Source organism: Micromonospora sp. NPDC049102, assembly GCF_043197485.1.
Lineage (GTDB): Bacteria > Actinomycetota > Actinomycetes > Mycobacteriales > Micromonosporaceae > Micromonospora.
In genome coordinates this window covers 244,518-267,143 of sequence record NZ_JBICTE010000002.1, presented here as the reverse complement: position 1 = coordinate 267,143, position 22,626 = coordinate 244,518, and the positions used below count along the sequence as shown (strand labels likewise).

At 71.5% G+C, this 22,626-nt stretch carries 22 protein-coding genes and 1 pseudogene; 14 read left to right on the top strand and 9 right to left on the bottom strand.

All coding sequences use genetic code 11. The features are described 5' to 3' along the window. Positions 1 to 99: 99 nt before the first annotated feature. The 4 genes from ACGFH9_RS03835 to purS are packed head-to-tail and all read right to left on the bottom strand — an operon-like array spanning position 100 to position 4,573. Positions 100 to 855, bottom strand: a complete 756-nt coding sequence (locus ACGFH9_RS03835; RefSeq protein WP_393215253.1) for a 2-phosphosulfolactate phosphatase — start codon at positions 853 to 855, stop codon at positions 100 to 102. Between the two features lie 4 nt (positions 856 to 859). Further along, entirely contained in the window at positions 860 to 3,583 is a 2,724-nt protein-coding gene (gene purL, locus ACGFH9_RS03830; protein WP_393214841.1) for a phosphoribosylformylglycinamidine synthase subunit PurL, read from the bottom strand. A 46-nt stretch (positions 3,584 to 3,629) separates the two neighbouring features. Then, the gene (gene purQ, locus ACGFH9_RS03825; RefSeq protein ID WP_355245598.1) at positions 3,630 to 4,313 is read right to left on the bottom strand and encodes a phosphoribosylformylglycinamidine synthase subunit PurQ; all 684 of its coding nucleotides are present in this window, start codon (positions 4,311 to 4,313) and stop codon (positions 3,630 to 3,632) included. After that, a complete protein-coding gene (gene purS / locus ACGFH9_RS03820; RefSeq protein ID WP_393214838.1) occupies positions 4,310 to 4,573 on the bottom strand; it encodes a phosphoribosylformylglycinamidine synthase subunit PurS in 264 nt (87 codons plus the stop codon). The genes purQ and purS overlap by 4 nt, the downstream gene beginning before the upstream one ends. A 356-nt stretch (positions 4,574 to 4,929) precedes the next feature. Between purS and ACGFH9_RS03815 the strand changes: the two genes are divergently transcribed. After that, complete coding sequence (locus tag ACGFH9_RS03815) at positions 4,930 to 5,613, top strand: S1 family peptidase (RefSeq protein WP_393214835.1); 684 nt, start codon at positions 4,930 to 4,932, stop codon at positions 5,611 to 5,613. 23 nt (positions 5,614 to 5,636) lie between these two features. Next, positions 5,637 to 6,201: pseudogene (locus ACGFH9_RS03810) on the top strand (YbjQ family protein). Positions 6,202 to 6,319: 118 nt separating this feature from the next. On the opposite strand, the gene purB reads toward ACGFH9_RS03810, so the two are convergent. From purB to ACGFH9_RS03795, 3 genes are all read right to left on the bottom strand, one after another. Then, complete coding sequence (gene purB / locus ACGFH9_RS03805; RefSeq protein WP_393214832.1) at positions 6,320 to 7,744, bottom strand: adenylosuccinate lyase; 1,425 nt, start codon at positions 7,742 to 7,744, stop codon at positions 6,320 to 6,322. A gap of 175 nt (positions 7,745 to 7,919) precedes the next feature. Beyond that, complete coding sequence (locus ACGFH9_RS03800; protein ID WP_393214829.1) at positions 7,920 to 8,648, bottom strand: GntR family transcriptional regulator; 729 nt, start codon at positions 8,646 to 8,648, stop codon at positions 7,920 to 7,922. 10 nt (positions 8,649 to 8,658) lie between these two features. Continuing rightward, a complete protein-coding gene (locus tag ACGFH9_RS03795) occupies positions 8,659 to 9,201 on the bottom strand; it encodes a UTRA domain-containing protein (protein ID WP_393214826.1) in 543 nt (180 codons plus the stop codon). Positions 9,202 to 9,489: 288 nt separating this feature from the next. Here ACGFH9_RS03795 and ACGFH9_RS03790 point away from each other — a divergent pair, with 288 nt between their 5' ends. Beyond that, entirely contained in the window at positions 9,490 to 9,948 is a 459-nt protein-coding gene (locus tag ACGFH9_RS03790; protein ID WP_393214823.1) for a hypothetical protein, read from the top strand. A 73-nt stretch (positions 9,949 to 10,021) separates the two neighbouring features. Here the strand turns inward: ACGFH9_RS03790 and ACGFH9_RS03785 are convergent, their stop codons facing one another. Continuing rightward, positions 10,022 to 11,314, bottom strand: a complete 1,293-nt coding sequence (locus ACGFH9_RS03785) for an acetyl-CoA C-acetyltransferase (protein ID WP_393214820.1) — start codon at positions 11,312 to 11,314, stop codon at positions 10,022 to 10,024. 55 nt (positions 11,315 to 11,369) lie between these two features. Here ACGFH9_RS03785 and ACGFH9_RS03780 point away from each other — a divergent pair, with 55 nt between their 5' ends. From ACGFH9_RS03780 to ACGFH9_RS03750, 7 genes are all read left to right on the top strand, one after another. Further along, positions 11,370 to 12,752, top strand: a complete 1,383-nt coding sequence (locus ACGFH9_RS03780; protein ID WP_393214817.1) for a 3-oxoacyl-ACP reductase — start codon at positions 11,370 to 11,372, stop codon at positions 12,750 to 12,752. A 233-nt stretch (positions 12,753 to 12,985) separates the two neighbouring features. Beyond that, on the top strand, positions 12,986 to 13,801 hold the full coding sequence (locus ACGFH9_RS03775; protein WP_393215250.1) for a MaoC family dehydratase: 816 nt from the start codon (positions 12,986 to 12,988) through the stop codon (positions 13,799 to 13,801). A 96-nt stretch (positions 13,802 to 13,897) separates the two neighbouring features. After that, positions 13,898 to 14,650 carry an NUDIX domain-containing protein gene (locus ACGFH9_RS03770; RefSeq protein ID WP_393214814.1) on the top strand — a complete coding sequence of 251 codons (753 nt, stop codon included), beginning with the start codon at positions 13,898 to 13,900 and terminating at the stop codon, positions 14,648 to 14,650. Further along, the gene (locus ACGFH9_RS03765; protein WP_393214811.1) at positions 14,647 to 15,612 is read left to right on the top strand and encodes a serine/threonine protein kinase; all 966 of its coding nucleotides are present in this window, start codon (positions 14,647 to 14,649) and stop codon (positions 15,610 to 15,612) included. Before ACGFH9_RS03770 ends, ACGFH9_RS03765 begins: the two co-directional genes overlap by 4 nt. Positions 15,613 to 15,622: 10 nt before the next feature. Beyond that, positions 15,623 to 16,582 carry a hypothetical protein gene (locus ACGFH9_RS03760; protein WP_393214808.1) on the top strand — a complete coding sequence of 320 codons (960 nt, stop codon included), beginning with the start codon at positions 15,623 to 15,625 and terminating at the stop codon, positions 16,580 to 16,582. Continuing rightward, positions 16,579 to 17,841: an adenylosuccinate synthetase gene (locus ACGFH9_RS03755; RefSeq protein ID WP_393214805.1), complete on the top strand. Its 1,263-nt coding sequence runs from the start codon at positions 16,579 to 16,581 to the stop codon at positions 17,839 to 17,841. Before ACGFH9_RS03760 ends, ACGFH9_RS03755 begins: the two co-directional genes overlap by 4 nt. Before the next feature lie 55 nt (positions 17,842 to 17,896). Further along, on the top strand, positions 17,897 to 18,517 hold the full coding sequence (locus ACGFH9_RS03750; RefSeq protein ID WP_393214802.1) for a DedA family protein: 621 nt from the start codon (positions 17,897 to 17,899) through the stop codon (positions 18,515 to 18,517). A 3-nt stretch (positions 18,518 to 18,520) separates the two neighbouring features. Here the strand turns inward: ACGFH9_RS03750 and ACGFH9_RS03745 are convergent, their stop codons facing one another. Beyond that, positions 18,521 to 19,159, bottom strand: a complete 639-nt coding sequence (locus tag ACGFH9_RS03745; protein ID WP_393214799.1) for a TetR/AcrR family transcriptional regulator — start codon at positions 19,157 to 19,159, stop codon at positions 18,521 to 18,523. Positions 19,160 to 19,228: 69 nt separating this feature from the next. Here ACGFH9_RS03745 and ACGFH9_RS03740 point away from each other — a divergent pair, with 69 nt between their 5' ends. The 4 genes from ACGFH9_RS03740 to ACGFH9_RS03725 all read left to right on the top strand — a co-directional run bounded on the left by ACGFH9_RS03740 (position 19,229) and on the right by ACGFH9_RS03725 (position 22,625). Continuing rightward, complete coding sequence (locus ACGFH9_RS03740) at positions 19,229 to 19,681, top strand: SCP2 sterol-binding domain-containing protein (protein ID WP_393214796.1); 453 nt, start codon at positions 19,229 to 19,231, stop codon at positions 19,679 to 19,681. A 1-nt stretch (position 19,682) separates the two neighbouring features. Beyond that, complete coding sequence (locus ACGFH9_RS03735) at positions 19,683 to 20,897, top strand: acyl-CoA dehydrogenase family protein (protein ID WP_393214793.1); 1,215 nt, start codon at positions 19,683 to 19,685, stop codon at positions 20,895 to 20,897. Positions 20,898 to 21,076: 179 nt separating this feature from the next. Continuing rightward, the gene (locus ACGFH9_RS03730; RefSeq protein WP_393214790.1) at positions 21,077 to 21,259 is read left to right on the top strand and encodes a hypothetical protein; all 183 of its coding nucleotides are present in this window, start codon (positions 21,077 to 21,079) and stop codon (positions 21,257 to 21,259) included. Between the two features lie 142 nt (positions 21,260 to 21,401). Beyond that, the gene (locus tag ACGFH9_RS03725; protein WP_393214788.1) at positions 21,402 to 22,625 is read left to right on the top strand and encodes a tetratricopeptide repeat protein; all 1,224 of its coding nucleotides are present in this window, start codon (positions 21,402 to 21,404) and stop codon (positions 22,623 to 22,625) included. The last annotated feature ends 1 nt before the right edge of the window (position 22,626 follow it).

Below are 22,626 nucleotides of genomic sequence, written 5' to 3'. Positions count from 1 at the left end.
TGTGGGGGGGTGGGGGGTGGGGGGGTGGGGGGTGGGGTGGGGGTGGGGGGACGCCGGCGGGTCGGGTCGGGCACGCGGGCCGGCCGGCCGGTCTTGCGGTCAGGCGGCGGAGAAGACGCCCTGGCGGAGCACCGGTACGACATCGGAGACGCCCACCTGGACGGCGATGTCGACGTCGGCTTCGAAACCGCCTTCGGTCAACTCTCGACCGGACACACTGCCGCGCACCGCTGCGGGTACGTCCGGAGTGCTGGCCAGCGCGGCGAGCGCCATGGCCGCCTCCACGGAGAGGCCGCCCGGCACCCCGGACAACGCGTCCAGCACGCTTGCCGCGCCGAGCTGGTCCTCGACCGACGGGCGCAGCGACCCGTCCGGCCACCGCTCGCCGGAGGCGATGACGCCGATCGGGACATCAGTCGTCCCGTACCCCTGGCGGCGCAGCCAACGCCCGACGGCGCTGGCGTTACGCAGACACGCCGCGACCACCGGCAGCCCGGTGGCGCTGGCGGCGGCGCTGATGGCCGAACCGTTCGGCGAGGGCAGCACCAGGTCCGCGACGATCGGCGCGGCGCTCAGCGCGGCCGGCGAGAGCGACCACGGATGGTCCGCTGTCACCCGGCGGCGACCGACCGCCGCCACCGCGCCGACCCGCAGTGCGTACTCGGCGGCCTGCTCGCCCCACGGGAAGGGATGCACCCGCATGCCCCGGGCGACCGCCACCTCCACGGCGGTGGTGAACGAGAGCACGTCCACCACCACCAGCGCCGCGCAGACCCGGCCGAGCTCGGCCGCCCCGGTCAGGCCCCAGTCGAACCTGGCACCTGACCCGGGCTGGCCGTAGACGGCCGCCGCCAACGCCTCAGCGCTTGTCAGGCGACGGCTCGGTGGCACCGGAGTCAGACCCGGACGGCTGCTCCGACCCGACCGGGTCGACAGCTCCGGTCTGCGGAGACGGGCCGGCCGACGCGATCGGCTCGGAGAGCACCTCCGACGCGTCCACCGGCTCGGCCGGGGCGGTCGGCAGCGGCACGGCCTCGACCGCACCCGCCACTCCGGCGGCCGGCGCGGGCACCTCCGCGACAGCGGGCTCAGGCGTCGCACCAGCGGCCGGCTGGGACGTACCGTCGGCGGCCGGAACCTCGACGGCGGCGGTGCCGCCGAAGAGGCGCGGAAGCGTCTCGGTGTGCGCGGCGCGCAGCTCGTCCAGACCGATCCGGAACTGCCCGCGCACCTCGAGCGCACCGCCGGACGGGTCGGTCACACCGATCAGCTCGAACGGCACGCCCCGCTCGGCGCAGAGCGCGGCGAACGCCTTGTCGTGGCCAGGCGGCACCGACACCAGCGCCCGCGTCGCGGACTCACTGAACAGGTAGACGAAGGGCATCGAGCCCTCGGCGAACTGCTCCGGCACGGCGATCCGCGCGCCGACGCCACGCCGCAGGCAGGACTCGACCAGGCTCTGGGCGAGACCACCGTCGGACAGGTCGTGCGCCGAGCTGAGGTGGCCCACCCGGGCGGCCTCGGCCAGCAGGTCGGCCAGCGCCTTCTCGCGGAGAAGGTCGACCTGCGGCGGGATGCCGCCGAGGTGCTCGTGCGTCACCCAGGCCCACTCCGAGCCGGACAGCTCCACGTTCGTCTCACCGAGCAGGTAGAGCTGGTCGTGGTCGCCGCCGGGACGCGGGACGAAGCCCATCGGCACCCGGTCGGCCACGTTGTCCAGCACGCCCAGCACACCGACCACCGGGGTCGGGTGGATGGCCGCCGCGCCGGTCTGGTTGTAGAAGCTGACGTTGCCGCCGGTCACCGGGATACCCAGCTCCAGGCAACCGTCCGCCAGGCCGCGCACAGCCTCGGCGAACTGCCACATCACGCCCGGGTCCTCCGGCGAGCCGAAGTTGAGGCAGTTGGTGACGGCGATCGGCTTCGCGCCGGTCACCGCCACGTTGCGGTACGCCTCGGCGAGGGCCAGCTTGGTGCCGTGGTACGGGTCGAGCCGGGCGTACCGGCCGTTGCCGTCGACCGACAGCGCCACACCGAGCCCGGTCTGCTCGTCGATGCGGATCACGCCGCCGTCCTCCGGCTGGGCGAGCACGGTGTTGCCCAGCACGTAGCGGTCGTACTGCTCGGTGACCCACGTCTTGTCGGCCAGGTTCGGCGACGCGATCATGCGCAACAGGGTCTCCCGCAGCGCGTCCGGGTCGGACGGTCGCGGCAGCGTCTCGGCACGGTCGGCCTGGAGCAGGATCAGGTCGGCCGGCTCACGCATGGGTCGGGCGTAGACCGGGCCGTCGTCCACCAGCGAACCCGGCGGAACGTCGACGACCAGGTGGTCCTGCCAGGTGATCAGCAGCCGACCGGGGCGGCCGTCCGGCTCCGGGGCGGTGACCTCACCGATCGCGGTGCCGAGGACGCCCCACTTCTCGCAGGTCTTGAGCACCGCGTCGAGCTTGTCCGGCTCGACGACCAGCAGCATCCGCTCCTGCGACTCGCTGGCCAGGATCTCGTGCGGGTCCATCGAGGGCTCGCGCAGCGGCACCCGCTCCAGCCAGACCCGCATGCCGGTGCCGGCAGCGGCGGCGGTCTCGGTGAGCGCGCAGGTCAGCCCGGCGCCGCCCAGGTCCTGGATGCCGACGACGAGCTGGCCGTCGTACAGCTCCAGGCATGCTTCGATCAACAGCTTCTCGGTGAACGGGTCGCCGACCTGCACGGCCGGGCGACGGGCCTCGCTGCCCTCGTCGAAGGTGGCGCTGGCCAGCACCGACACGCCGCCGATGCCGTCCCGGCCGGTCTTGGCGCCCATCAGCACCACGACGTTGCCGGGGCCGGCGGCGGCCTTGTTCTGCAGCCGGTCGACCGGCAGGACGCCCAGGCAGAGCGCGTTGAGCAGCGGGTTGCCCTGGTAGGACGGGTCGAAGACCAGCTCGCCACCGATGTTGGGCAGGCCCAGGCAGTTGCCGTAGCCGCCGACGCCGGCGACCACGCCGGTGAGCACCCGGGCGGTGTCCGGGTGGTCCGCCGCACCGAAGCGCAGCGGGTCCATGACCGCGATCGGGCGGGCGCCCATGGCGAGGATGTCCCGGACGATGCCGCCGACGCCGGTCGCCGCGCCCTGGTACGGCTCGACGAAGCTCGGGTGGTTGTGCGACTCGACCTTGAAGGTCACCGCCAGCTTGTCGGAGACCTGCACGACACCGGCGTTCTCACCGATGCCGGCGAGCAGCCGGTCGCTCTGCGGGGCCTTCTCGCCGAACTGGCGCAGGTGCACCTTGCTCGACTTGTAGGAGCAGTGCTCGCTCCACATGATCGAGTACATCGCCAGCTCGGATTGGGTGGGGCGACGGCCGAGGATCTGCCGGATCCGGTCGTACTCGTCGTCACGCAGGCCCAGCTCGGTGTACGGCTGCAACTCGCCCGGGGTGCCACCGGCGCGCGGCACGGTGTCCACGCCGTCGGTCCAGTCGGCGGTTGCCGGCTGCGCGGGGGCGGCCGCCGGAGCGGTGGGCTGCGCCAGCGGCTCGGTCGGCTGCACCGGGGCGGAGTACGCCTCCGGAGTGTCCCGTACCGGGTCCGGGTGGGTGGTCATGACCTCTCCTCGCTGCGCTCGTGCCCGCCAGACTCGCTCCTCGCGGTCATGCTGGCGCCCCGACCAGGTGCTTGAGGACCGAGGTGAAGAAGCCGAGGCCGTCCAGCGAGGGGCCGGTGAGCGCCTCCACCGCGTGCTCCGGGTGCGGCATGATGCCGACCACGTTGCCGGCGGGGTTGGTGATCGCGGCGATGTCGCGCTGCGACCCGTTCGGGTTGCCGCCGACGTAGCGGGCGACGACCCGGCCCTCGGCCTCGAGCTGGTCCAGCGTCGCGGTGTCCGCGACGTAGCAGCCCTCACCGTTCTTGACCGGGATGAGCACCTCCTGGCCAGCCTGGAACGCGTTGGTCCACGCGGTACCGGCCGACTCGATGCGCAGGACCTGGTCCCGGTTGCGGAAGTGCAGGTGCTGGTTGCGGGTGAGCGCGCCCGGCAGCAGGTGCGCCTCGCAGAGGATCTGGAACCCGTTGCAGATGCCGAGCACCGGCAGTCCACCCTTGGCGGCGTCCACGATCGTCTCCATCACCGGGGCGAATCGGGCGATGGCGCCGCAGCGCAGGTAGTCACCGTAGGAGAACCCGCCGGGCAGGACGACAGCGTCCACACCGTGCAGATCCTCGTCGCCGTGCCAGAGCCGGACCGGCTCGGCGCCGGCGATCCGGACGGCGCGGGCCGCGTCCCCGTCGTCGAGCGAGCCGGGGAAGGTGACCACACCGACCCGGGCGGTCACGAGCGGGCGTCCGCGGTCTCGCCGGTCTCGACCAGGCGGACGGTGAAGTCCTCGATGACCGGGTTGGCGAGCAACTTGTCGGCGATCTCCCGGGCCCGGTCCAGGTCCGGTTCACCGGTGAAGTCGATCTCGATCCGCCTGCCGATCCGAACTGAGGCGACGTCGCTGACGCCGAGCCGGGGCAGCGCGTTTGCGACGGCCTGGCCCTGCGGATCGAGGATCTCGGGCTTGAGCATGACGTCGACGACGACGCGAGGCACTGGGCACTCCTGACTGTGTACGCAGTTGGGTGCCGACCCACAACGGGCGAGCGCAGCCAGCCTACCTGGCAGATTCCGCCGCGGACGCACCGGCCGGGCGCAGTTCCGGCAGTGATCCACATAACGGGCGGCAGAAGAGCCCGGCAACGCGGGACAGGCCGTCCCACCAGGGGATATACAGCGCGGAGGGTAGCCGAATCGTTACATTGGACGATCTCGATCGGCTTCTTGAAAACAATGCTCGCCGGCCCTAGAGTACATCGACGTGGCTCGATGCCAGTGACGGCGGGGACCTCCCGCCGTCGCCACCGGGCACCCGGCGACCCCGGGCCCCCACCCCTCCAAGGAGTCCACCGATGCGCGTTCGTCCCCTGCTCGCCCTGATCAGCACCGCGCTGGCCGGCACCCTCGCCGCCGCGTCCGGCGCGTCCGCCACCCCGGCTGGCCCCCAACCCATCATCGGCGGCGGCACCGTGTCGTCCGCCCCCTGGGCCGCCGCCGTGCTGAGCAACGGATCGTTCACCTGTTCGGGCAGCGTGATCGCCGCGCAGTGGGTGCTCACCGCCCGCCACTGCATCAGCGGCACGATGTCCGTACGGGTCGGCAGCGTCTACCGCGCCTCGGGTGGGGTCACCCGTACCGTCAGCGCCACCTACACCCGTAACGACCTGGCCCTCATGCGCCTCTCCAGCACGGTCAGCACCTCGGCGGTGTCCCTGGCGAGCAGCAACCCGCCGGTCGGCTCGACCAACTCGATCTACGGGTGGGGCATGACCTGCTACAGCGGCTGCTCCGCGTCCAGCCAGCTCAAGACCGCCACCGTCCAGGTGACCAGCACCAACGTCACCGACGCGTACGGCGGGCAGGCCATCCGCAGCACCCGGATCAACGGCAACGCCTGGCGGGGCGACTCGGGCGGCCCACAGTTCTACAACGGCCAGCAGGTCGGCGTGGCCTCCACGGCCGACGGCTACAACATCCAGAACTACGGCAGCGTCGCGTACAACCGGGCCTGGATCACCTCGGTGGCCGGTGTCTGACGGTTAGCGCCCCTGCGGTGCGGATGGTCGGCGGCGCGCCGGCCGTCCGCGCCGCGTCGTTTTGCAGCATCCGATCAGGTGAACACGGGCACACGATCGGGTCGCGCCACTCCTGACAGCATCGGAAACGTGCTGGTCGTGACGACAGAGCAACTGCCCGGCTACGAGATCCGCCAGATTCTCGGTGAGGTGGTGTCATCGATGGCCAGGACGCGCAACCCGTACCGCGAGGGGGTCAAGAACCTGCGCGGTGGCGCGTACGACCCGATGGCGCCGGACAACCTGACCCGGTGGCGTACCGACTCGGTGACCCGCCTCGGCGAGGAGGCCCTGCGGCTCGGCGCGAACGCCGTGATCGGCATGCGCTTCGACAGCCGGGACTGCGGCGAGATGTGGATGGAGATCTGCGCGTACGGCACGGCGGTTGTCGCGGTACCCACGATGCCCGAGGTCATGCCGGCCGACCAGCCGGCGGTCGCGGCCGAGACCGCCACCGACCCGGCGTTCGCGGAGTCCCTGGGCGGCATCGCCGAACCAGCGAGCGCCCCAACCCTGCGAACAGCCGCCGAAACCCCCACCGGCGACTAGGCCCACCCGACCAGACCCGGTTGATCATGAAGTTATTGCCCTACGCGTCGGCGTGTCGTGGCAATAACTTCATGATCAACGGGCCAAACCGGGGGGCGCGGGAGCAGGGAGAGGGGGGTTAGAGGATCGGGGGTGGGGTGTAGGTGGCTGCTTCGGGGTGGGTTTCCACCACCTTGGTGATTCTGCGGGTCACCTGCTCCACCTGGGTCTTTGCCGCTCCTACGAAGGCCGTGCGGTCGGCTACCAGGGTGTCGATGTCGGCGCGGGACAGGCCGAGGCGGCCGTCGTCGGCCAGGCGGTCGAACAGGTCGTTCTCCGGAGCACCCTTCTCGCGCATGGCCAGCGCCACCGCCACCGCGTGCTCCTTGATCACCTCGTGGGCGACCTCCCGGCCGACACCGCGCCGGACCGCCGCCACCAGGATCTTGGTGGTCGCCAGGAAGGGCAGGAAGCGCTCCAACTCCCGGTTGATGACCGCCGGGTACGCGCCGAACTCGTCGAGCACCGTCAGGAAGGTCTGGAACAGCCCGTCGGCGGCGAAGAACGCGTCCGGCAGAGCCACCCGACGGACCACCGAGCAGGACACGTCCCCCTCGTTCCACTGGTCGCCGGCCAGCTCGCCGACCATCGACAGGTAACCCCGGATGATCACCGCGAAGCCGTTCACCCGCTCCGACGAGCGGGTGTTCATCTTGTGCGGCATCGCGCTGGAGCCGACCTGACCCGGCTTGAAGCCCTCGGTGACCAGCTCCTGGCCGACCATCAGCCGGATCGTGGTGGCCAGCGACGACGGCGCGGCGGCGGTCTGCGCCAACGCGGCCAGCACGTCGAAGTCCAGCGAGCGCGGGTAGACCTGCCCGACGCTGTCCAGCACCCGCGCGAAGCCCAGGTGCTCGGCGACGCGTCGCTCCAGCTCGGCCACCTTGTCGGCGTCACCGTCGAAGAGGTCGAGCTGGTCGGCTGCCGTGCCGACCGGCCCCTTGATGCCGCGCAGCGGGTAGCGGGCGATCAGCTCCTCCAGCCGCTCGTACGCGATGAGCAGTTCCTCCGCCGCCGACGCGAAGCGCTTGCCCAGCGTGGTCGCCTGCGCCGCCACGTTGTGCGAGCGGCCGGTCATGACCAGCTCGGAGTGCTCGTACGCGAGCCACGCCAGCCGCGCCAGGGTGGCCACCACCCGGTCCCGGATCAGCTCCAACGAGGCGCGCACCTGAAGCTGCTCGACGTTCTCGGTGAGATCCCGCGACGTCATCCCCTTGTGCACGTGCTCGTGCCCGGCCAGCGCGCTGAACTCCTCGATGCGGGCCTTCACGTCGTGCCGGGTGACCCGCTCCCGCTCGGCGATCGACGCGAGGTCGACGTGGTCGAGCACGCGCTCGTACGCCTCGACCACACCGTCCGGTACGGCCACGCCCAGGTCACGCTGCGCACGGAGCACGGCGAGCCACAGCCGCCGTTCCATCCGGACCTTCTCCTCGGGCGACCAGAGGGCGACCAACTCGGGCGAGGCGTACCGGTTGGCGAGCACGTTCGGGATCGTCGTCACGTACCTCATTGTCCGTCACCCGCCCGAGCCTGCCGGGACCGGGCCGGCTCGGGTGGGAGTCCGCGCGCCCCAGGTCAGGGCAGCTCGTAGATGATCACCGGTCCAGGTCCGCCGCCGCGAGCGTGCTGAACCGATCAGCGTCCAGCGCTCCGAAATGGCGGTCACGCTGCGCGGGCTATGCGCTGTCCGGCTGGATCTCCTGGTGGTATTCCAGCTCGTGCAGGTGACCGCCCTTGATCAGGACTGATACCTCGACCGGATCCCCGTGCACCGAGCGGATCACCCGGAACTGCCGGATCACCGGAACCTGCGGCGGCAACGCCAGGATCTCCACCTCTTGGGTGGTCGGCATACGGACGGACAGCCGGTCGACGAGGTCTCGCTGTGTGTGCCCCAGGTCGGCGAGCGCCCGAGGGATTCCGCCAACGAGCTTCTTGCGCGACGAGATTGCGGTGCCTCGGCCGATCGCGACCGGGTAGTACGACCACGACACCTCCACCGGCTCGCCGTCGTGCGAGAGCAGGCGATGACGGAGGATGGCGGGCTCGTCGTCCGCGACACCGAGAGCAAGCGCCACATCGGTGGGCGGTCGTACCTCGGCCACGTCGAGCAGGTGGTAGGTGTACCCATCACGTGCGGGCGGGACGTATGCGTCGACCGCTATGACCAACGGTTGGCGGTCCCGGACGTAGACCCCCTTGCCGACCTGGCTGTGGAGATAACCCTCCGCCTTGAGGGAGGTCAGTGCCCGCTGCACGGTCGCGTTCGCCACCGAATACTGGTCGATCAACTGAGCTGTCGACGGCAACTGCGACCCGGACGGCAGCTCGCCGGACATGATTCGCGCTCGGATGTCGGCAGCGATTTGCTCATGCCGCGGCCGATCGTCGCTCCTGCGAGCCAAAACGGCCTCCCTATGCGATCGACGATTCGTACCGAAGGCGACGACCTCCGGGGGTCATGGTCATGACGCTCAGCTCGACTGGCAAGCCGTCATCGGTACTGAGCACGCGAGTCAGCCCGAGGACCCAGTCGTCCTCACGTAGTTGCAGTAACGACCGTTCCACCTCGGTCGCCCTCCGCGTGTAGACGTCCTCGCTCACCTGTCGTGGCCGGTATCCCAGCTCGGCGAGCAGAGTGACTGCCCCGCCGCGAATCTTGCGCAATTCTGCAAGGCCAGTGTCGCGAGCGATGGTCGCCGGGTAGAGGGATGTCGTCAACTCCACCGGCCGCCCGTCCAGCAACATCATTCGACGGCGTTGGATCACCGGCGCATCGGCGTCCAGGTGCAGCGCATCGGCCAACTCGGCCGCCGGAACGATCTCGCTGACGTCGAGCAGGCGCTGCGTACCCACTCCGCCGTTCTGCGCGGCCTCCGCTCCCCAGGCTTCGGCCTCGCCGGGCCTCCGTGGCGTCACGTAGGGAGTGGAGACGCTGATCCATTCGAGGTCACTCAAGATCCGCTCCTTCGCCGCATCCGAGCCATCTCTCTCGCACCCACAGTAGATGCCAACGATCCCACCTTCAGTCCTTGATGCCTTTCGCATATGGCAGTAAGGTTACGTCACAGCCGACCAATCCGCCGACCGCACTTCCCTGCTGTCGTGGGGACCTGCTGCGTTCCACTCGTGCCGACAGGAGCGTGAGATGACGTTCGACTGGTATCGCCTGCTCGATGCGCCGTTTGCCGCTCCGCTGGCGTACCGGATCGCGTCGTGACCCGCTGTCGGCCGCCCGTCGTCCGGGTGGGTGATGTCATCACCGTCGCCGAGCAGCACTACTGCTACGGGCTGGGTCGGCTGGTCCTGCGGGTGATCGAGGTGGGCCGACGCGAACGGCACAGCGACGGCATCTGGCTCCACCTGCGCGGCATCGAGTTGGGCACGCCTGGCGGTCCGCGTCAACGCCGGGTGCTGGTGCGCCTGGCTGCCCTACATGTACGACCCGCCGGGCGGGCGGCGGAGCCAGGGATTCCTAAGCCGCATGTCCCCATCCGGCCGACCTGGAACTGCGCCGGCTGCGGACAGGAATGGCCGTGCCCGAACCGCCGACGCCGACTGCTCATCGAGTACGCGCACGACCGGTTGTCGCTGACGTTCCACCTCGGTCTACACCTGGCGGAGGCGGCAGTCGACCTGCCGGACCTCTCCGCCAAGAGGCTGCACGCCCGGTTCCTCGGCTGGACACGGCCCCGCCGATCGTGACCGAGCACGAACGGGGCGGGATGTCCCAGTGTCTTCTAATAAGAAACACTGGGACATCGCGGCGGACCCTCGGTCAACGCTCCAGGATCGCCGTCACGCCCTGGCCGCCGGCCGCGCAGATGGAGATCAGCCCGCGTCCGCTGCCCTTGGCGGCGAGCAGCTTGGCAAGCGTGGCGACGATCCGCCCACCGGTCGCGGCGAAGGGGTGCCCGGCAGCCAGCGAGGAGCCGTTCACGTTGAGCCGGTCGGTGTCGATCGCGCCCAGCGGGGCGTCCAGGCCGAGCCGGTCCTTGCAGAACTCCGGCGACTCCCAGGCGGCGAGGGTGGCCAGCACCTGCGAGGCGAACGCCTCGTGGATCTCGTAGTAGTCGAAGTCCTGCAACGTCAGCCCGGCGCGGGCCAGCATCCGGGGCACCGCGTACGCGGGTGCCATCAGCAGGCCCTCGTCGCCGTGCACGAAGTCGACGGCAGCCGTCTCGGACCAGCTGAACCAGGCCAGCACCGGCAGGTTGTGCGCGTTCGCCCACTCCTCGCTGGCCAGCAGCACGGTCGACGCACCGTCGGTGAGCGGCGAGGAGTTGCCGGCGGTCATGGTGGCCTGTTCGGCGTCCGGGCCGCGGGTGCCGAAGACCGGCTTGAGCGCGCCGAGCTTCTCCACGCTCGTGTCGGGCCGGAGGTTCTGGTCGCGGGTGAGCCCCAGGTACGGCGTCATCAGGTCGTCGAAGAAACTCCGGTCGTACGCGGCGGCGAGCCGTTGGTGCGAGCGCAGCGCCAACTCGTCCTGGGAGCGCCTGTCGATCTGCCAGTGCAGGGCGGTGCGGGCGGCGTGGTCCCCCATGGACAGGCCGGTACGCGGTTCGGCGTTGCGGGGGATGTCCGGCTTGAACGGCTGGAGCGGGCGCAGTTTCGCGGCGATCTTCAGCCGCTGGCCGACCGTGCGGGCGGAGTTGAGTTTGAGCAGCGTGCGCCGCATCTCCTCGTTGACGGCGAGGGGCGCGTCGGAGGTGGTGTCGACACCGCCGGCGATACCCACGTCGAGCTGACCGAGGGCGATCTTGTTGGCGACGAGGATCGCGGCCTCCAGGCCGGTGCCGCAGGCCTGCTGGATGTCGTACGCCGGGGTGTGCGGGTCGAGCCGGGACCCGAGCACCACCTCGCGGGTGAGGTTGAAGTCGCGGGAGTGCTTGAGCACGGCACCGGCGACCACCTCGCCGACCCGCTGCCCGGCCAGCCCGTAGCGGGCGATCAGACCGTCCAGCGCCGCGCCGAGCAGGTCGGCGTTGGACGCGTCCGCGTAGCGGGAGTTGGAACGGGCGAAGGGGATGCGGTTGCCCCCGATGACCGCGACCCTCCGGATGCTCTGCACGATCCGCCTCCTCGACAAGTGTTGCTCGAACCCTACTCGCCAGTAGGCTACGCCCATGACCGACAGGTACGCGAGCTTCGTCCAATCGGCCGCCGGCCGCGCGCTGGTCAAGCGCCTCGGGCTGCCCGACCCGCCGCGACTGCGCCGACACCAGCCCGGCGACCCGCTGCTGCCCGGGCCGGCGCTGCTCGGCGCGGCCGACGGCGGCCGACTCACCGAGCCGGTCAGGACGATCCTGACCACCGCCGGGGTCGAGCTGCGCGACGCCGGCACGGTCGCTGCCGAGGATCGCTTCGGCGCCCTGGTGTACGACGCCACCGGCATCACCGACTCGACGCAACTGCGCCAGCTCTACGACTTCTTCCACCCGCACGCCCGCACCCTGCTGCCCAGCGGTCGGGTGATCGTGCTCGGCACTCCGCCGCAGGAGTGCCCGACGCCGCGCGAGGCGACGGCCCAGCGGGCCCTGGAAGGGCTGGTCCGCAGCATCGGCAAGGAGTTCGGCCGGGGCAGCACGGCCCAGCTCGTCCAGGCGACCGGGAACGGCGGTATCGCGGCGGACGGCCCGGCCCACTCACCTGGCACAACCACGAGCCTTACATCGACTATCCGGTTCATCCTGTCCGGCCGGTCCGCGTACGTCTCGGGGCAGGTCGTCCGGGTCGGCGCGGGAACGGCGACCGCCCCGGCCGACTGGGACCGGCCGCTGGACGGGCAGGTCGTGCTGGTCACCGGGGCGGCCCGGGGCATCGGCGCGGCCCTGGCCCGGGTCCTCGCCCGCGACGGCGCGCAGGTCGTCGCGCTGGACGTGCCGGCGGCCGGGGACGCCCTCGCCGTGGTGGCGAACGACATCGGCGGTACGGCGGTGCAGCTCGACCTGACCGCGCCGGACGCGCCGACCCGGCTCGCCGACCACCTGGCCACCCGGCACGGGCGGGTCGACGCGGTGGTGCACAACGCCGGCATCACCCGGGACAAGACGCTCGGCCGGATGGACGCCGACCGGTGGGACCAGGTCATCGACGTCAACCTGTCCAGTCAGGAGCGGATCAACGACGTGCTGCTGGAACGGAAGCTGATTCCGGCGGGCGGACGGATCATCGGGGTGTCCTCGATCGCCGGGATCGCCGGCAACCGGGGGCAGACCAACTACGCCACCAGCAAGGCCGGCGTGATCGGGCTTGTCGACTCGCTCGCCCCGACCCTGCGCGACCGGGGGATCAGCGTCAACGCGGTGGCGCCCGGCTTCATCGAGACCCGGATGACCGCCCGCATCCCGCTCGTCGTGCGCGAGGCGGGCCGACGGATGAACAGCCTGGCCCAGGGTGGGCTGCCGGTGGACGTGGCCGAGACGATCGGCTGGCTGGCGTGGCCGGCGAGCGGCGCGATCAGCGGCAACGTGGTCCGCGTCTGCGGCCAGAGCCTGCTGGGGGCGTGATGGCCAGGAACAGGGAGCCGGACGACCTGTCGGTCCACGAGCTGATCGAGGGTCCGACCGAGATCCTGTCGCGGGAGACCCTGGACGCGATCCGCCGGCCGGAGTCCGCCGACGCCGACCTGGGCGGCGAGCAGACGCACGATCTGAGCGCGTCGGCGGCCCAGGTGACCAGTGACCTCGGCGGCGACCGGCCGGCCGGCACTGGTGGCCGGGAACGCGTCGAGCTGGCCCGGATGCCGGCGGCCGGGGCGCTGTACCGGCGGGCCGTGTTCGGCGCGCTGCCGGGCCTCGGCCGGGGACGGGGTGGGAGCGACCTGCCGGCGGTCGAGTTCGCCGTGCAGGGAGTGGAGGTCGACCGGACACACCTGGCCGACTACGACCGGGTCTGCGGGTTCCGGCTCACCGACCAGCTGCCCGCGACGTACCCGCACGTGCTGGGCTTTCCGCTAGCCCTGCGGCTGATGACCGCACCCGGCTTCCCCATCGCGCTGACCGGCGTGGTGCACGTCGGCAACCGGATCACCACGCACCGCCCGATCACCGCCGACGAGGTCCTCGACTTCACGACGTACGCGCAGGACCTGCGCCCGCACGACCGGGGGCGGCAGGTCGACGTGGTGCTGGTCGGCTCGGTGGACGGGGAGGAGGTCTGGCGCGGCGTCTCGACGTACCTGGGTCGGGAACGCACACCGGGCGGGCGCGAGCGGGGCGAGCGTCCGGCCGCGCCCACGGCCACGGCCCGGTGGCGGGTCGAACCCCGCGTGGGCACCGAGTACGCGCGCGTCTCCGGGGACCACAATCCGATCCACACCTCCTGGCTCGGTGCACGACTGTTCGGCTTCCGCCGGCCGATCGCGCACGGCATGTGGAGCAAGGCGCGCTGCCTCGCGGCGATGCAGACGCGACTGCCCGACGCCCACACCGTCGAGGTGGCCTTCAAGCTGCCTGTACCGCTGCCGAGCACGGTGAACTTCGCCGTCCTGCCGGACGACGGGTTCGCCCTGCACGACTCGCAGGGCCGGCCGCACCTGGTGGGTCTCGTGCGCTGACGCGCCCCTGCCGATCCGATCCGAGGGGTTGGCAGGGGCGCACGTCTGCGCTAAGTTGTTCTCACAGCGAGATGTTCTCAAGGTGAGAGAGACGCGATGAACGAGCAGGATTTCCTGGCCGCGTACGACCCACGGGCCTATCCGTCGGTCGCCGTGACCGTCGACGTGGTGGCGCTGACCATCCGCGACGACGCGCTGCACCTGCTGCTGATCCGACGCGGCGAGGCACCCTTCGCGGGGCACTGGGCGCTGCCCGGCGGCTTCGTCCGCCCCGACGAGGACCTGACCACCGGCGCCCGACGGGAGCTGGCCGAGGAGACCGGGCTCGGCGGCGAGGGGCTTCGGCGCGTACACCTGGAGCAGTTGGGCAGCTACGGCGCTCCCGACCGGGACCCGCGGATGCGCGTCGTCTCGATCGCCCACCTCGCGTTCGCTGCCGACCTGCCGGAACCGGCGGCCGGCACGGACGCCGACGAGGCGATCTGGCTGCCGGTGACCGCGCTGAGCAGCCGGCAGCTCGCCTTCGACCACGGCCGCATCATCGACGACGCGCTGGAGCGTGCCCGCTCCAAGCTGGAGTACACGCCGCTGGCCACGCGCTTCCTCGCCGCCGAGTTCACGATCAGCGAGCTGCGGGCCGTCTACGAGACGGTCTGGGGTCACCCGCTGCACGCCGGCAACTTCCACCGCAAGGTGCTCTCCGTGCCGGGCTTCGTGGAGAGCACCGGCGCGAGCACCGAGCGCGGCGGCACCCGGGGTGGCCCCCGCGCACGGCTCTACCGGGCCGGCGACGCCCGACTGCTGCACCCGGCGCTGCTGCGACCCGCCCACGAGGAGACGGTGCGGTGAGGACCACCGAGGCCATCGACCTGGTCACGGCCGCCCGCACCGACGCCGACCTGTTCGGCACCGACCAGCCGGGCCGCCGCTACCGCGAGCTGGTCGCGGCCCTGCACCCCGACCGGCTGCCGACAGACCCGGGGGTACGCGCCGAAGCTCTCGACGCGTTCGTCCACGTCACGACCCGGTGGCAGGCCCGGCGGACGACAGTCCTCGGCGACTACCGGCTCGCTGCGCCGGCTCACTCGGGCGACCTGGCCGACCTCTACGACGTGGGTGACGATCGGCTGCTCAAGCTCCCCCGGCAACCCACCGACAACGACCTGATGGCCCGCGAGGCGCACGCCCTGCACACCATCGCCGAGCGCGGCGACCCGCGCTACCTGCCGTACGTGCCCCGACTCGTCGACGAGTTCCGGCACCGCGACGCCGCGACCGGTGCGGAACGGCGGATCACCGTGCTGGCCACCGCGCCCGGCCTGCACGACCTCGACGAGGTGCGGCGCGCGTACCCCGACGGGTTGGACGCCCGGGACGCGGCCTGGATGTGGCGGCGGCTACTGGTGGCACTCGGCCTGGCCCACCGGGCCGGCATCGTGCACGGCGCGGTCCTGCCGCGGCACGTGCTGATCGAGCCGGACGCCCACGGCGTGGTGCTCGTCGACTGGTGCTTCTCGACCCCGACGGGCCGCACGATCCCGGCGCTCGTGCCGGGCCACGAGGACTGGTATCCGGAGGAGGTGCCGCGCAGGCGGCCCTGCGGTCCGGGCACCGACATCGCGATGGCCAGCCGGTGCATGAGCTGGCTGATGGGGCCACGCGCACCCCGTGAGCTGGACACCTTCGCGCAGGGCTGCCAGCAGCGATCCCTGCACGCCCGACCCGACGACGCCTGGCGTCTGCTGCGCGAACTCGACCAGGTGCTGGACCGGCTCTACGGCCCACGCACCTTCCGACCCTTCACCCTCTAGAGGAGCTGTCATGGGCAGTGGAACCTGGTCCACCGACGTGTACGACGCCGCCGACCGTTACCGGCGCAGGACCGGCCGCAGCGCGTTCTCCTACAGCGACAGCGGTGCGCGCACCGTGCACGCCTCGCTCGACCCGCGCGGCGCGAGCCGGGAGAGCCGCGACTCCACCGAGCACCCGCAGTCGACGCCCATCGCGGTGCTCTTCGACGTGACCGGCTCGATGCGTACGGTGCCGCGCGTCCTGCAAACCAAGCTGCCGCAGCTCCTCGGGCTGCTGCAACGGCAGGGCTACGCCAGCGACCCGCAGATCATGTTCGGCGCGATCGGCGACGCCACCTGCGACCGGGTTCCGTTGCAGGTGGGCCAGTTCGAGTCGGACAACCGGATGGACGACGACCTCGGCCGGATCGTCCTCGAAGGCGGCGGCGGCGGGCAGATGACCGAGTCGTACGAGCTGTCCATGTACTTCATGGCCCGGCACACCGCCACCGACAACTGGGACAAGCGCGGCCGACGCGGCTACCTGTTCATCATCGGCGACGAACTGGCGTACCCACGGGTCGACGCCCGGGAGGTGGCCGGCCTGATCGGCGACGACCTGGGTGAGGACGTGCCCCTGCGGCAGGTCGTCGACGAGGTGACCCGGCGATGGGACACGTACTACCTGCTCCCCGCCGGCAGCCACTACGCCGGCAACGCGAAGGTGTTGGACTTCTGGCGGGACCTGCTCGGGCAGAACGCCGTCGTGCTCGACGACCTGGACGCGGTCTGCGAGACCATCGCGCTCACCATCGGCCTCGGTGAGCAGGCGATCGACCTGGACGAGGGCCTGCGCCACCTGGACCACGCCGGCTCCGGGGCCACCGGGACCGTGTCGAAGGCGCTGGCCCGGCTCGGCCGGGGACGACGGGCCGAGGTGTCGACGCTGCCGACGTTCACCGACACCGCGGGCGGGGTGACCCGGCTGTGAGGCACGTGGCGGTGGTCGACCTCGGCTACGGCGACGCGGGCAAGGGCACCGTCGTGGACTGGCTCTGCGCCACCCGGCCCGTGCACACGGTGGTCCGCTTCAACGGGGGCGCGCAGGCGGCACACAACGTCGTGCTGCGCGACGGGCGGCACCACACGTTCGCCCAGTTCGGCGCGGGCACATTCCATCCCGGTGTCGGTACGCACCTGTCCCGGCACGTGGTGGTGGACCCGCTCGCCCTGGCCGCAGAGGCCGACCATCTCGCCACGATCGGGGTGCCCGACGCGCTGGACCGACTGACCGTCGACTCCGAGGCGCTGCTCGCCACCCCGTACCACCGGGCCGCCAACCGGGCCCGGGAGATCGCCCGGGGCGCCGACCGGCACGGCTCCTGCGGGTTGGGGGTGGGCGAGACCGTCGCGTACGGGCTCGCCCACCCCGACGACGCGCCCCGGGTCGCCGACTGCCGGCATCCGGCTCTGCTGCGCCGCCGGTTGAGCGTCCTGCGGGACCGACTGACCGCCGAACTCGGCCCGCTGGACGCGCCGCCCGTCGAGGACTGCCTGCCCGCGTTCACCGGGTTCGCCGACCGGGTCGCCATCGTCGACCGAAGCTGGCTCGCAGCGGCGCTGCGCACCGGGACCTGCGTCTTCGAGGGCGCACAGGGGGTGTTGCTGGACGAGTGGCACGGCTTCCACCCGTACACCACCTGGAGCACCACCACGTTCGCCAACGTCGACAGCCTGCTCGCCGAGGCGGGCCTGACCGGCGAGGTGACCCGGATCGGTGTACTGCGCGTGGTCACCACCCGGCACGGGCCCGGCCCACTGGTGACCGAGGACCCGGCCCTGCCCTTCGCCGACAGGCACAACCCGACGAACCCGTGGCAGGGCCGGTTCCGGTTCGGCCACTTCGACGCGGTCGCCCACCGGTACGCCCTCGCGGCGGCCGGCGGTGTCGACGGCCTGGCGCTGACCCACCTCGACCTCACCGGCCCCGACCTGCGGATCTGCCGCCGCTACGACACCGGCGACCGACTCACCCCCGGCCCACCCGGCGACCTGGACCGGCAGGCCGCGCTCACCGACCGCCTCCTGCGGTCCCGTCCGGTGTACGAAAACCCGCCGGCCGACTGGGCCGAGGCGGTCGGCGCGGAGCTGGATACGCCGGTGGTGCTGACCTCACACGGGCCCACCGCCGACGACAAGAGGGCGCACGGTCCGCTGCTCCACCCACCGGCACTGATCAGCGCGGGCTGAGGCGTCTTCCGGCGACTCGGCCACCGGGCCGGTCGTACCCGGCGAGCATGGGGGGATGGACGCCCTGCTCGACCTCCTCCGTGGGACGGTCACCTCACCGTGGGTGTACCTGGTGATCTTCGGGCTCACCGCAGTCGACGCGTTCTTCCCGGCGGTGCCCGGCGAGGCAGCCGTGATCACCGCCGGGGTGCTGTCCGCCAGCGGCGGTCACCCCAGCCTGACCCTCGTGATCGCCAGCGCCGGCGTCGGCGCGCTGGTCGGCGACCACATCTCGTACGCCATCGGGCGCGGCGGCGGCGCGAGCCGGCTGGCCCGGCTACCCGACGGCAGCCGCCGGCGGGCCAGCTCCGAGTGGGCCCGGCGCGCGGTGGACCGCCGGGGCGGGATGATCCTGACCACCAGCCGGTACGTGCCGGGAGGCCGGACCGCCGTCACCCTCACCATGGGCGCGGTGGGCTATCCCCGCCGCGCGTTCCTGCTGTACGACAGCATCGGGGCGTTCACCTGGGCGGTGTACTGCGGGCTGCTCGGCTACTTCGGCGGCCTGGCCTTCGAGCGGGACCCCGTGAAGGGCGTGCTGGTCGGTGTGGGCGTCTCACTGGTCATCACCTTCGGCCTGGAAGGGCTCCGCTGGCTGCGCCGCCACGCGCACCGACGGGCCGCCTCCCGGCGCTGACCGTCAGTCCGTCGGTGGACGCCAGGTGACGCCGTGCAGGAGCTGGGCGGCGCCGAGCCAGGCCACGTTCATCATCCGGGTGGCCGTCTTCTCGGGGTCCGCCTCCGGGTGGTCCGCGAGCCAGTCGGCCAGCGACTCCGTCGCGCCGACCAGGGCGTACGCGACGACCTCCAGGTCGACGGCGGCGATCTCGCGGCCCTCGTCGCGCAGCGCGTGGTCGAGCATCCCGGCGACCACCTCGACCAGCCGGGCGCGCATGGTGGCCAGTTCACCCGCGAACGGCTGCTCGCCACGGGCCTGACGGTAGAGCACCGCCCAGCCGTCGCGGTGTGCGCCCACGAAGCCGAAGAACGCGCGCAGCCCACGCCAGAGCCGCTCGTCGGCCGGCAGGTCGGGGGCCGCCGCCCCGGCGATGGCCTGCATCATCCGGGTCCCCTCCCGGTGCAGGCAGGCGACGAACAGCTCCTCCTTGGTGCCGAGGTACGCGTACACCATCGGTTTGGAGATGCCGGCGTCCTCCGCGATCTCGTCCATGCTGGCGGCGTGGAAGCCGCGCCGGGAGAAGACCTTGACGGCCGCGTCGAGCATCTGCTGCTCGCGGACGGCGCGCGGCAGGCGCTTGAACGCGGGAGGCGTGGACACCTTGCGAGCATACCTACTCGTGCGTAGGGTTACGCACGAGTAGCCAAATCCTCCGGAAGGCGCACCCTGATGACTGACTTCGACCCGGCCAACTTCGCCAACGTCGGCCCCAAGGAGTTCGCCCAGCTGGTCAAGTCCACCCCGGACGACAAGATCGCCCAGGTGATGGCCGGTGACCTGCGCGGCAAGGTCCTGGGCGAGGTGTTCGGCCGGATGCCGTCGCTGTTCCGCGCGGACCGGGCCGGCTCCGCCAACGCGGTCATCCACTGGATCATCACCGGTCGCCCGGACGGCGGCAGCGACACCTACGAGGTGGTCATCGCCGACGGCAAGTGCGAGGTGCACGAGACCCCGCAGCACGACCCGAAGCTGAGCCTCACCATGGGCCCGGTCGAGTTCCTGAAGATCGTCTCCGGTGGCGCCAACCCGGTGATGATGTTCATGACTGGCAAGCTGAAGGCGAAGGGCGACCTGGGCCTCGCCGCCAACATCGCCAACCTGTTCGACATCCCCAAGGCCTGACATGGCCGAGTTCTCGCTCGACCTGAACGAGGAACAGCGGGATCTGCGCGACTGGGTGCACGGCTTCGCCGCCGAGGTCGTGCGCCCGGCCGCCGCCGAGTGGGACGAGCGGGAGGACACCCCGTGGCCGGTGATCCAGGAGGCCGCCAAGGTCGGCCTCTACGGCTTCGAGTTCCTCGCCACCTGCTGGGCCGACCCGACCGGACTGTCCCTGCCCATCGCCAGCGAGGAACTCTTCTGGGGTGACGCCGGCATCGGCCTGAGCATCTTCGGCACCTCGCTCGCCGTCGCCGCCATCTACGGCACCGGCACCCCGGACCAGATGGTCGAGTGGGTGCCGCAGTGCTTCGGCGACGTCGACTCGCCAGCCGTCGCCGCGTTCTGCAGTAGCGAACCCGAGGCCGGTTCCGACGTCAGCGCGATGCGCACCCGCGCCGTCTACGACGAGGCGAGCGACGAGTGGGTGCTCACCGGCCAGAAGGCGTACGCGACCAACGGCGGTATCGCCGGAGTGCACGTGGTCACCGCCTCCGTCGACCCCACGCTCGGCTCGCGCGGCCAGGCGGCGTTCGTCGTACCGCCGGGCACCCCCGGTCTGGCCGCGACCCGCAAGCTACGCAAGCTCGGCCTGCGCGCGTCGCACACCGCCGACGTCTTCCTCGACGAGGTACGTGTGCCCGGCCGCTGCCTGCTCGGCGGCAAGGACGCCCTCGACGAGCGGCTGGCCCGCGCCCGCTCCGGGCAACGGGCCACCGGGCAGGCCGCCATGCGTACCTTCGAGCTGTCCCGACCCACCGTCGGCGCACAGGCGCTCGGCGTGGCCCGGGCCGCCTACGAGTACGCCCTCGACTACGCGAAGGACCGCGTCCAGTTCGGACGCCCGATCATCGAGAACCAGGCGGTCGCGTTCGCGCTGGCCGACATGCGGATGGAGATCGACGCGGCCCGGCTGCTGGTGTGGCGTGCCTCCTGGATGGGTCGCAACAACCGCCCGTTCACCGCGGGTGAGGGCTCGATGTCCAAGCTCAAGGCCGGCGAGGTGGCGGTGTCGGTCACCGAGAAGGCGGTGCAGTTGCTCGGCGGGGCCGGCTTCCTGCGCGACCACCCCGTCGAACGCTGGTACCGCGACGCCAAGATCTACACCATTTTCGAGGGTACGTCCGAGATCCAGCGACTGGTCATCTCTCGGGCGATCTCCGGCATGCAGATCCGCTGACCCGCCCGGGCGTCGCCCTACGTGCCACAGGCCCGTCAAGCTCCCGTCAGGAAAGCGGGGATATGCGTCAAGAAGACGTGAAGGATGGCGTCCACTGACTCTTTCCCGAGCAATGCTCCTCTAGCGGCAAGAAGCCCGACAACGCTTCGATCGACTGCCGAATCCAGAAGGAGTTGACAATGGAACAGTCCGAATCCGTCAAGAAGGTTCAGGCCAAGCGGATCGCCCTCGGTGTGGTCGCCGCGGCCGCGCTCGGTGGCGCGATCGCCGCCCCCGCCGTCGCCGCGACCCAGTCGCACCAGGACACCACCCAACAGATGGCGTGGGACCGCGAGCTGCACGGCGAGCCCTACTACATCTGACGATCGACGCGCTAGCCGCAGGCCCGCCCATCGTGGGTCCTGGTCCCCACCAGCCCCGGCGGGCCTGCGGCTACCGCCCTCGCGACTGATCCCAACAACGGCGCTGGCCGCGACCCGGCATTGCCGAAGGAATCTCACGACGATGGAACTGCCGAAATACCAAGCAGCGCCCGGCGCGCAGGCGCTGACCGAGCGGCTGATGTCGCTCACCACCGCCAGCCAGCCGGCTGCCTGCCCCGTCTACGTCGGTCTGGGCGCGCCGGTCACCCGCTCCACCAACCTCGCGCTCATTACCTACGGCATCGCCCGCCACCTGGTCGACGGGACAGCGCACCTGGTCCCCGCCTTCAACACCTTTCCGCAACCCGAGCGGCGCATCCTCGACGCCGCCAGCTGGGATCGGGTCGACGCCACGAGCAGCGATTTCGCCGCGATGCCTGTGGACCTCGCCAGTGAGCTGTGGTGGCTCGTGGACGAGGCCTGCCGAGCCCCCTGCACCCTGACACCTCAGGAACGCTGCGTGGCGAGTGACCTCATGCTGCGCCTGGGGTACCCGTGGCGGGCCGGCGCGATCCTCGGCCTCCTCGACGCGGGGATCGCCGATCACCCCGTCAACCCCGAGACGGCCCGCGCCGAACTGGCCGTCCTGCTGCGGCTGCACCCTGGTGCGTACCCGCTGCTCGAAGAGTGGGCATTGCGGGCCGCGTCCGACCCAGCCGTCCCACCCGAGACCCGGGTCCGGCTCGCCAACTACGTCGTCGTCGCCAACGGCAAGCGCGGAGCCGACGTGCCAGCCCTGCATCGGGCCGTCGACCTCGGACGGCGGGCGATGACGGAGGTGACCCCGATCGGGATGGACAGCCACCTCACCGAGCACACGTTCTACCGGGCCGTCGCCTACGAGCCGTACCTGCGCGGGGATATGCCACGCGCGATGGAACTCCTCGACCGGGCCGCTGCCGCCCTGGCGCGGGCCGAGCCGGAGACCGGGCCGCTGGCGCTCCTATCCTGGAAGGACCACGCCTTTCCGATGTACGAAACCCTTGCCAGGACCCTGCTCGGCCAGGGCCGGATCGGCGAGGCGCTGAAGGCTACGAGCACGCTGACCGCCATCAGCCCGTACGACCATCGGGTGTGGGAAGCGCAGGCCAAGGCGCTGGTCGCCGCCAACGACCTCCTCGGCGCCATCCGCGCCTGGGAGCAGGTCCTCCCGCAGGGAGGGCTCCCGGTCGCGTCAGCCGCCTTCTACCTCGGCTGGGCACACCGGCAGCTCGGCGACGTCGGACTGGCCCGCGACTATCTCGCCCTTTCCCGATCCGTCGACCCCACACCCGCGATTCTCACCGAGCAAATGGCGATCCTGTGAC

Coding starts and splice junctions, on each gene's coding strand:
- ACGFH9_RS03815 (WP_393214835.1), top strand. CDS start 4,930: ATGCGCGTTCGTCCCCTGCTCGCCCTGATCAGCACCGCGCTGGCCGGC.
- ACGFH9_RS03730 (WP_393214790.1), top strand. CDS start 21,077: ATGGAACAGTCCGAATCCGTCAAGAAGGTTCAGGCCAAGCGGATCGCC.
- ACGFH9_RS03725 (WP_393214788.1), top strand. CDS start 21,402: ATGGAACTGCCGAAATACCAAGCAGCGCCCGGCGCGCAGGCGCTGACC.
- ACGFH9_RS03770 (WP_393214814.1), top strand. CDS start 13,898: ATGAACGAGCAGGATTTCCTGGCCGCGTACGACCCACGGGCCTATCCG.
- ACGFH9_RS03735 (WP_393214793.1), top strand. CDS start 19,683: ATGGCCGAGTTCTCGCTCGACCTGAACGAGGAACAGCGGGATCTGCGC.
- ACGFH9_RS03775 (WP_393215250.1), top strand. CDS start 12,986: ATGCCGGCGGCCGGGGCGCTGTACCGGCGGGCCGTGTTCGGCGCGCTG.
- ACGFH9_RS03760 (WP_393214808.1), top strand. CDS start 15,623: ATGGGCAGTGGAACCTGGTCCACCGACGTGTACGACGCCGCCGACCGT.
- ACGFH9_RS03750 (WP_393214802.1), top strand. CDS start 17,897: ATGGACGCCCTGCTCGACCTCCTCCGTGGGACGGTCACCTCACCGTGG.
- purL (WP_393214841.1), bottom strand. CDS start 3,583: ATGACCACCCACCCGGACCCGGTACGGGACACTCCGGAGGCGTACTCC.
- ACGFH9_RS03780 (WP_393214817.1), top strand. CDS start 11,370: ATGACCGACAGGTACGCGAGCTTCGTCCAATCGGCCGCCGGCCGCGCG.
- ACGFH9_RS03740 (WP_393214796.1), top strand. CDS start 19,229: ATGACTGACTTCGACCCGGCCAACTTCGCCAACGTCGGCCCCAAGGAG.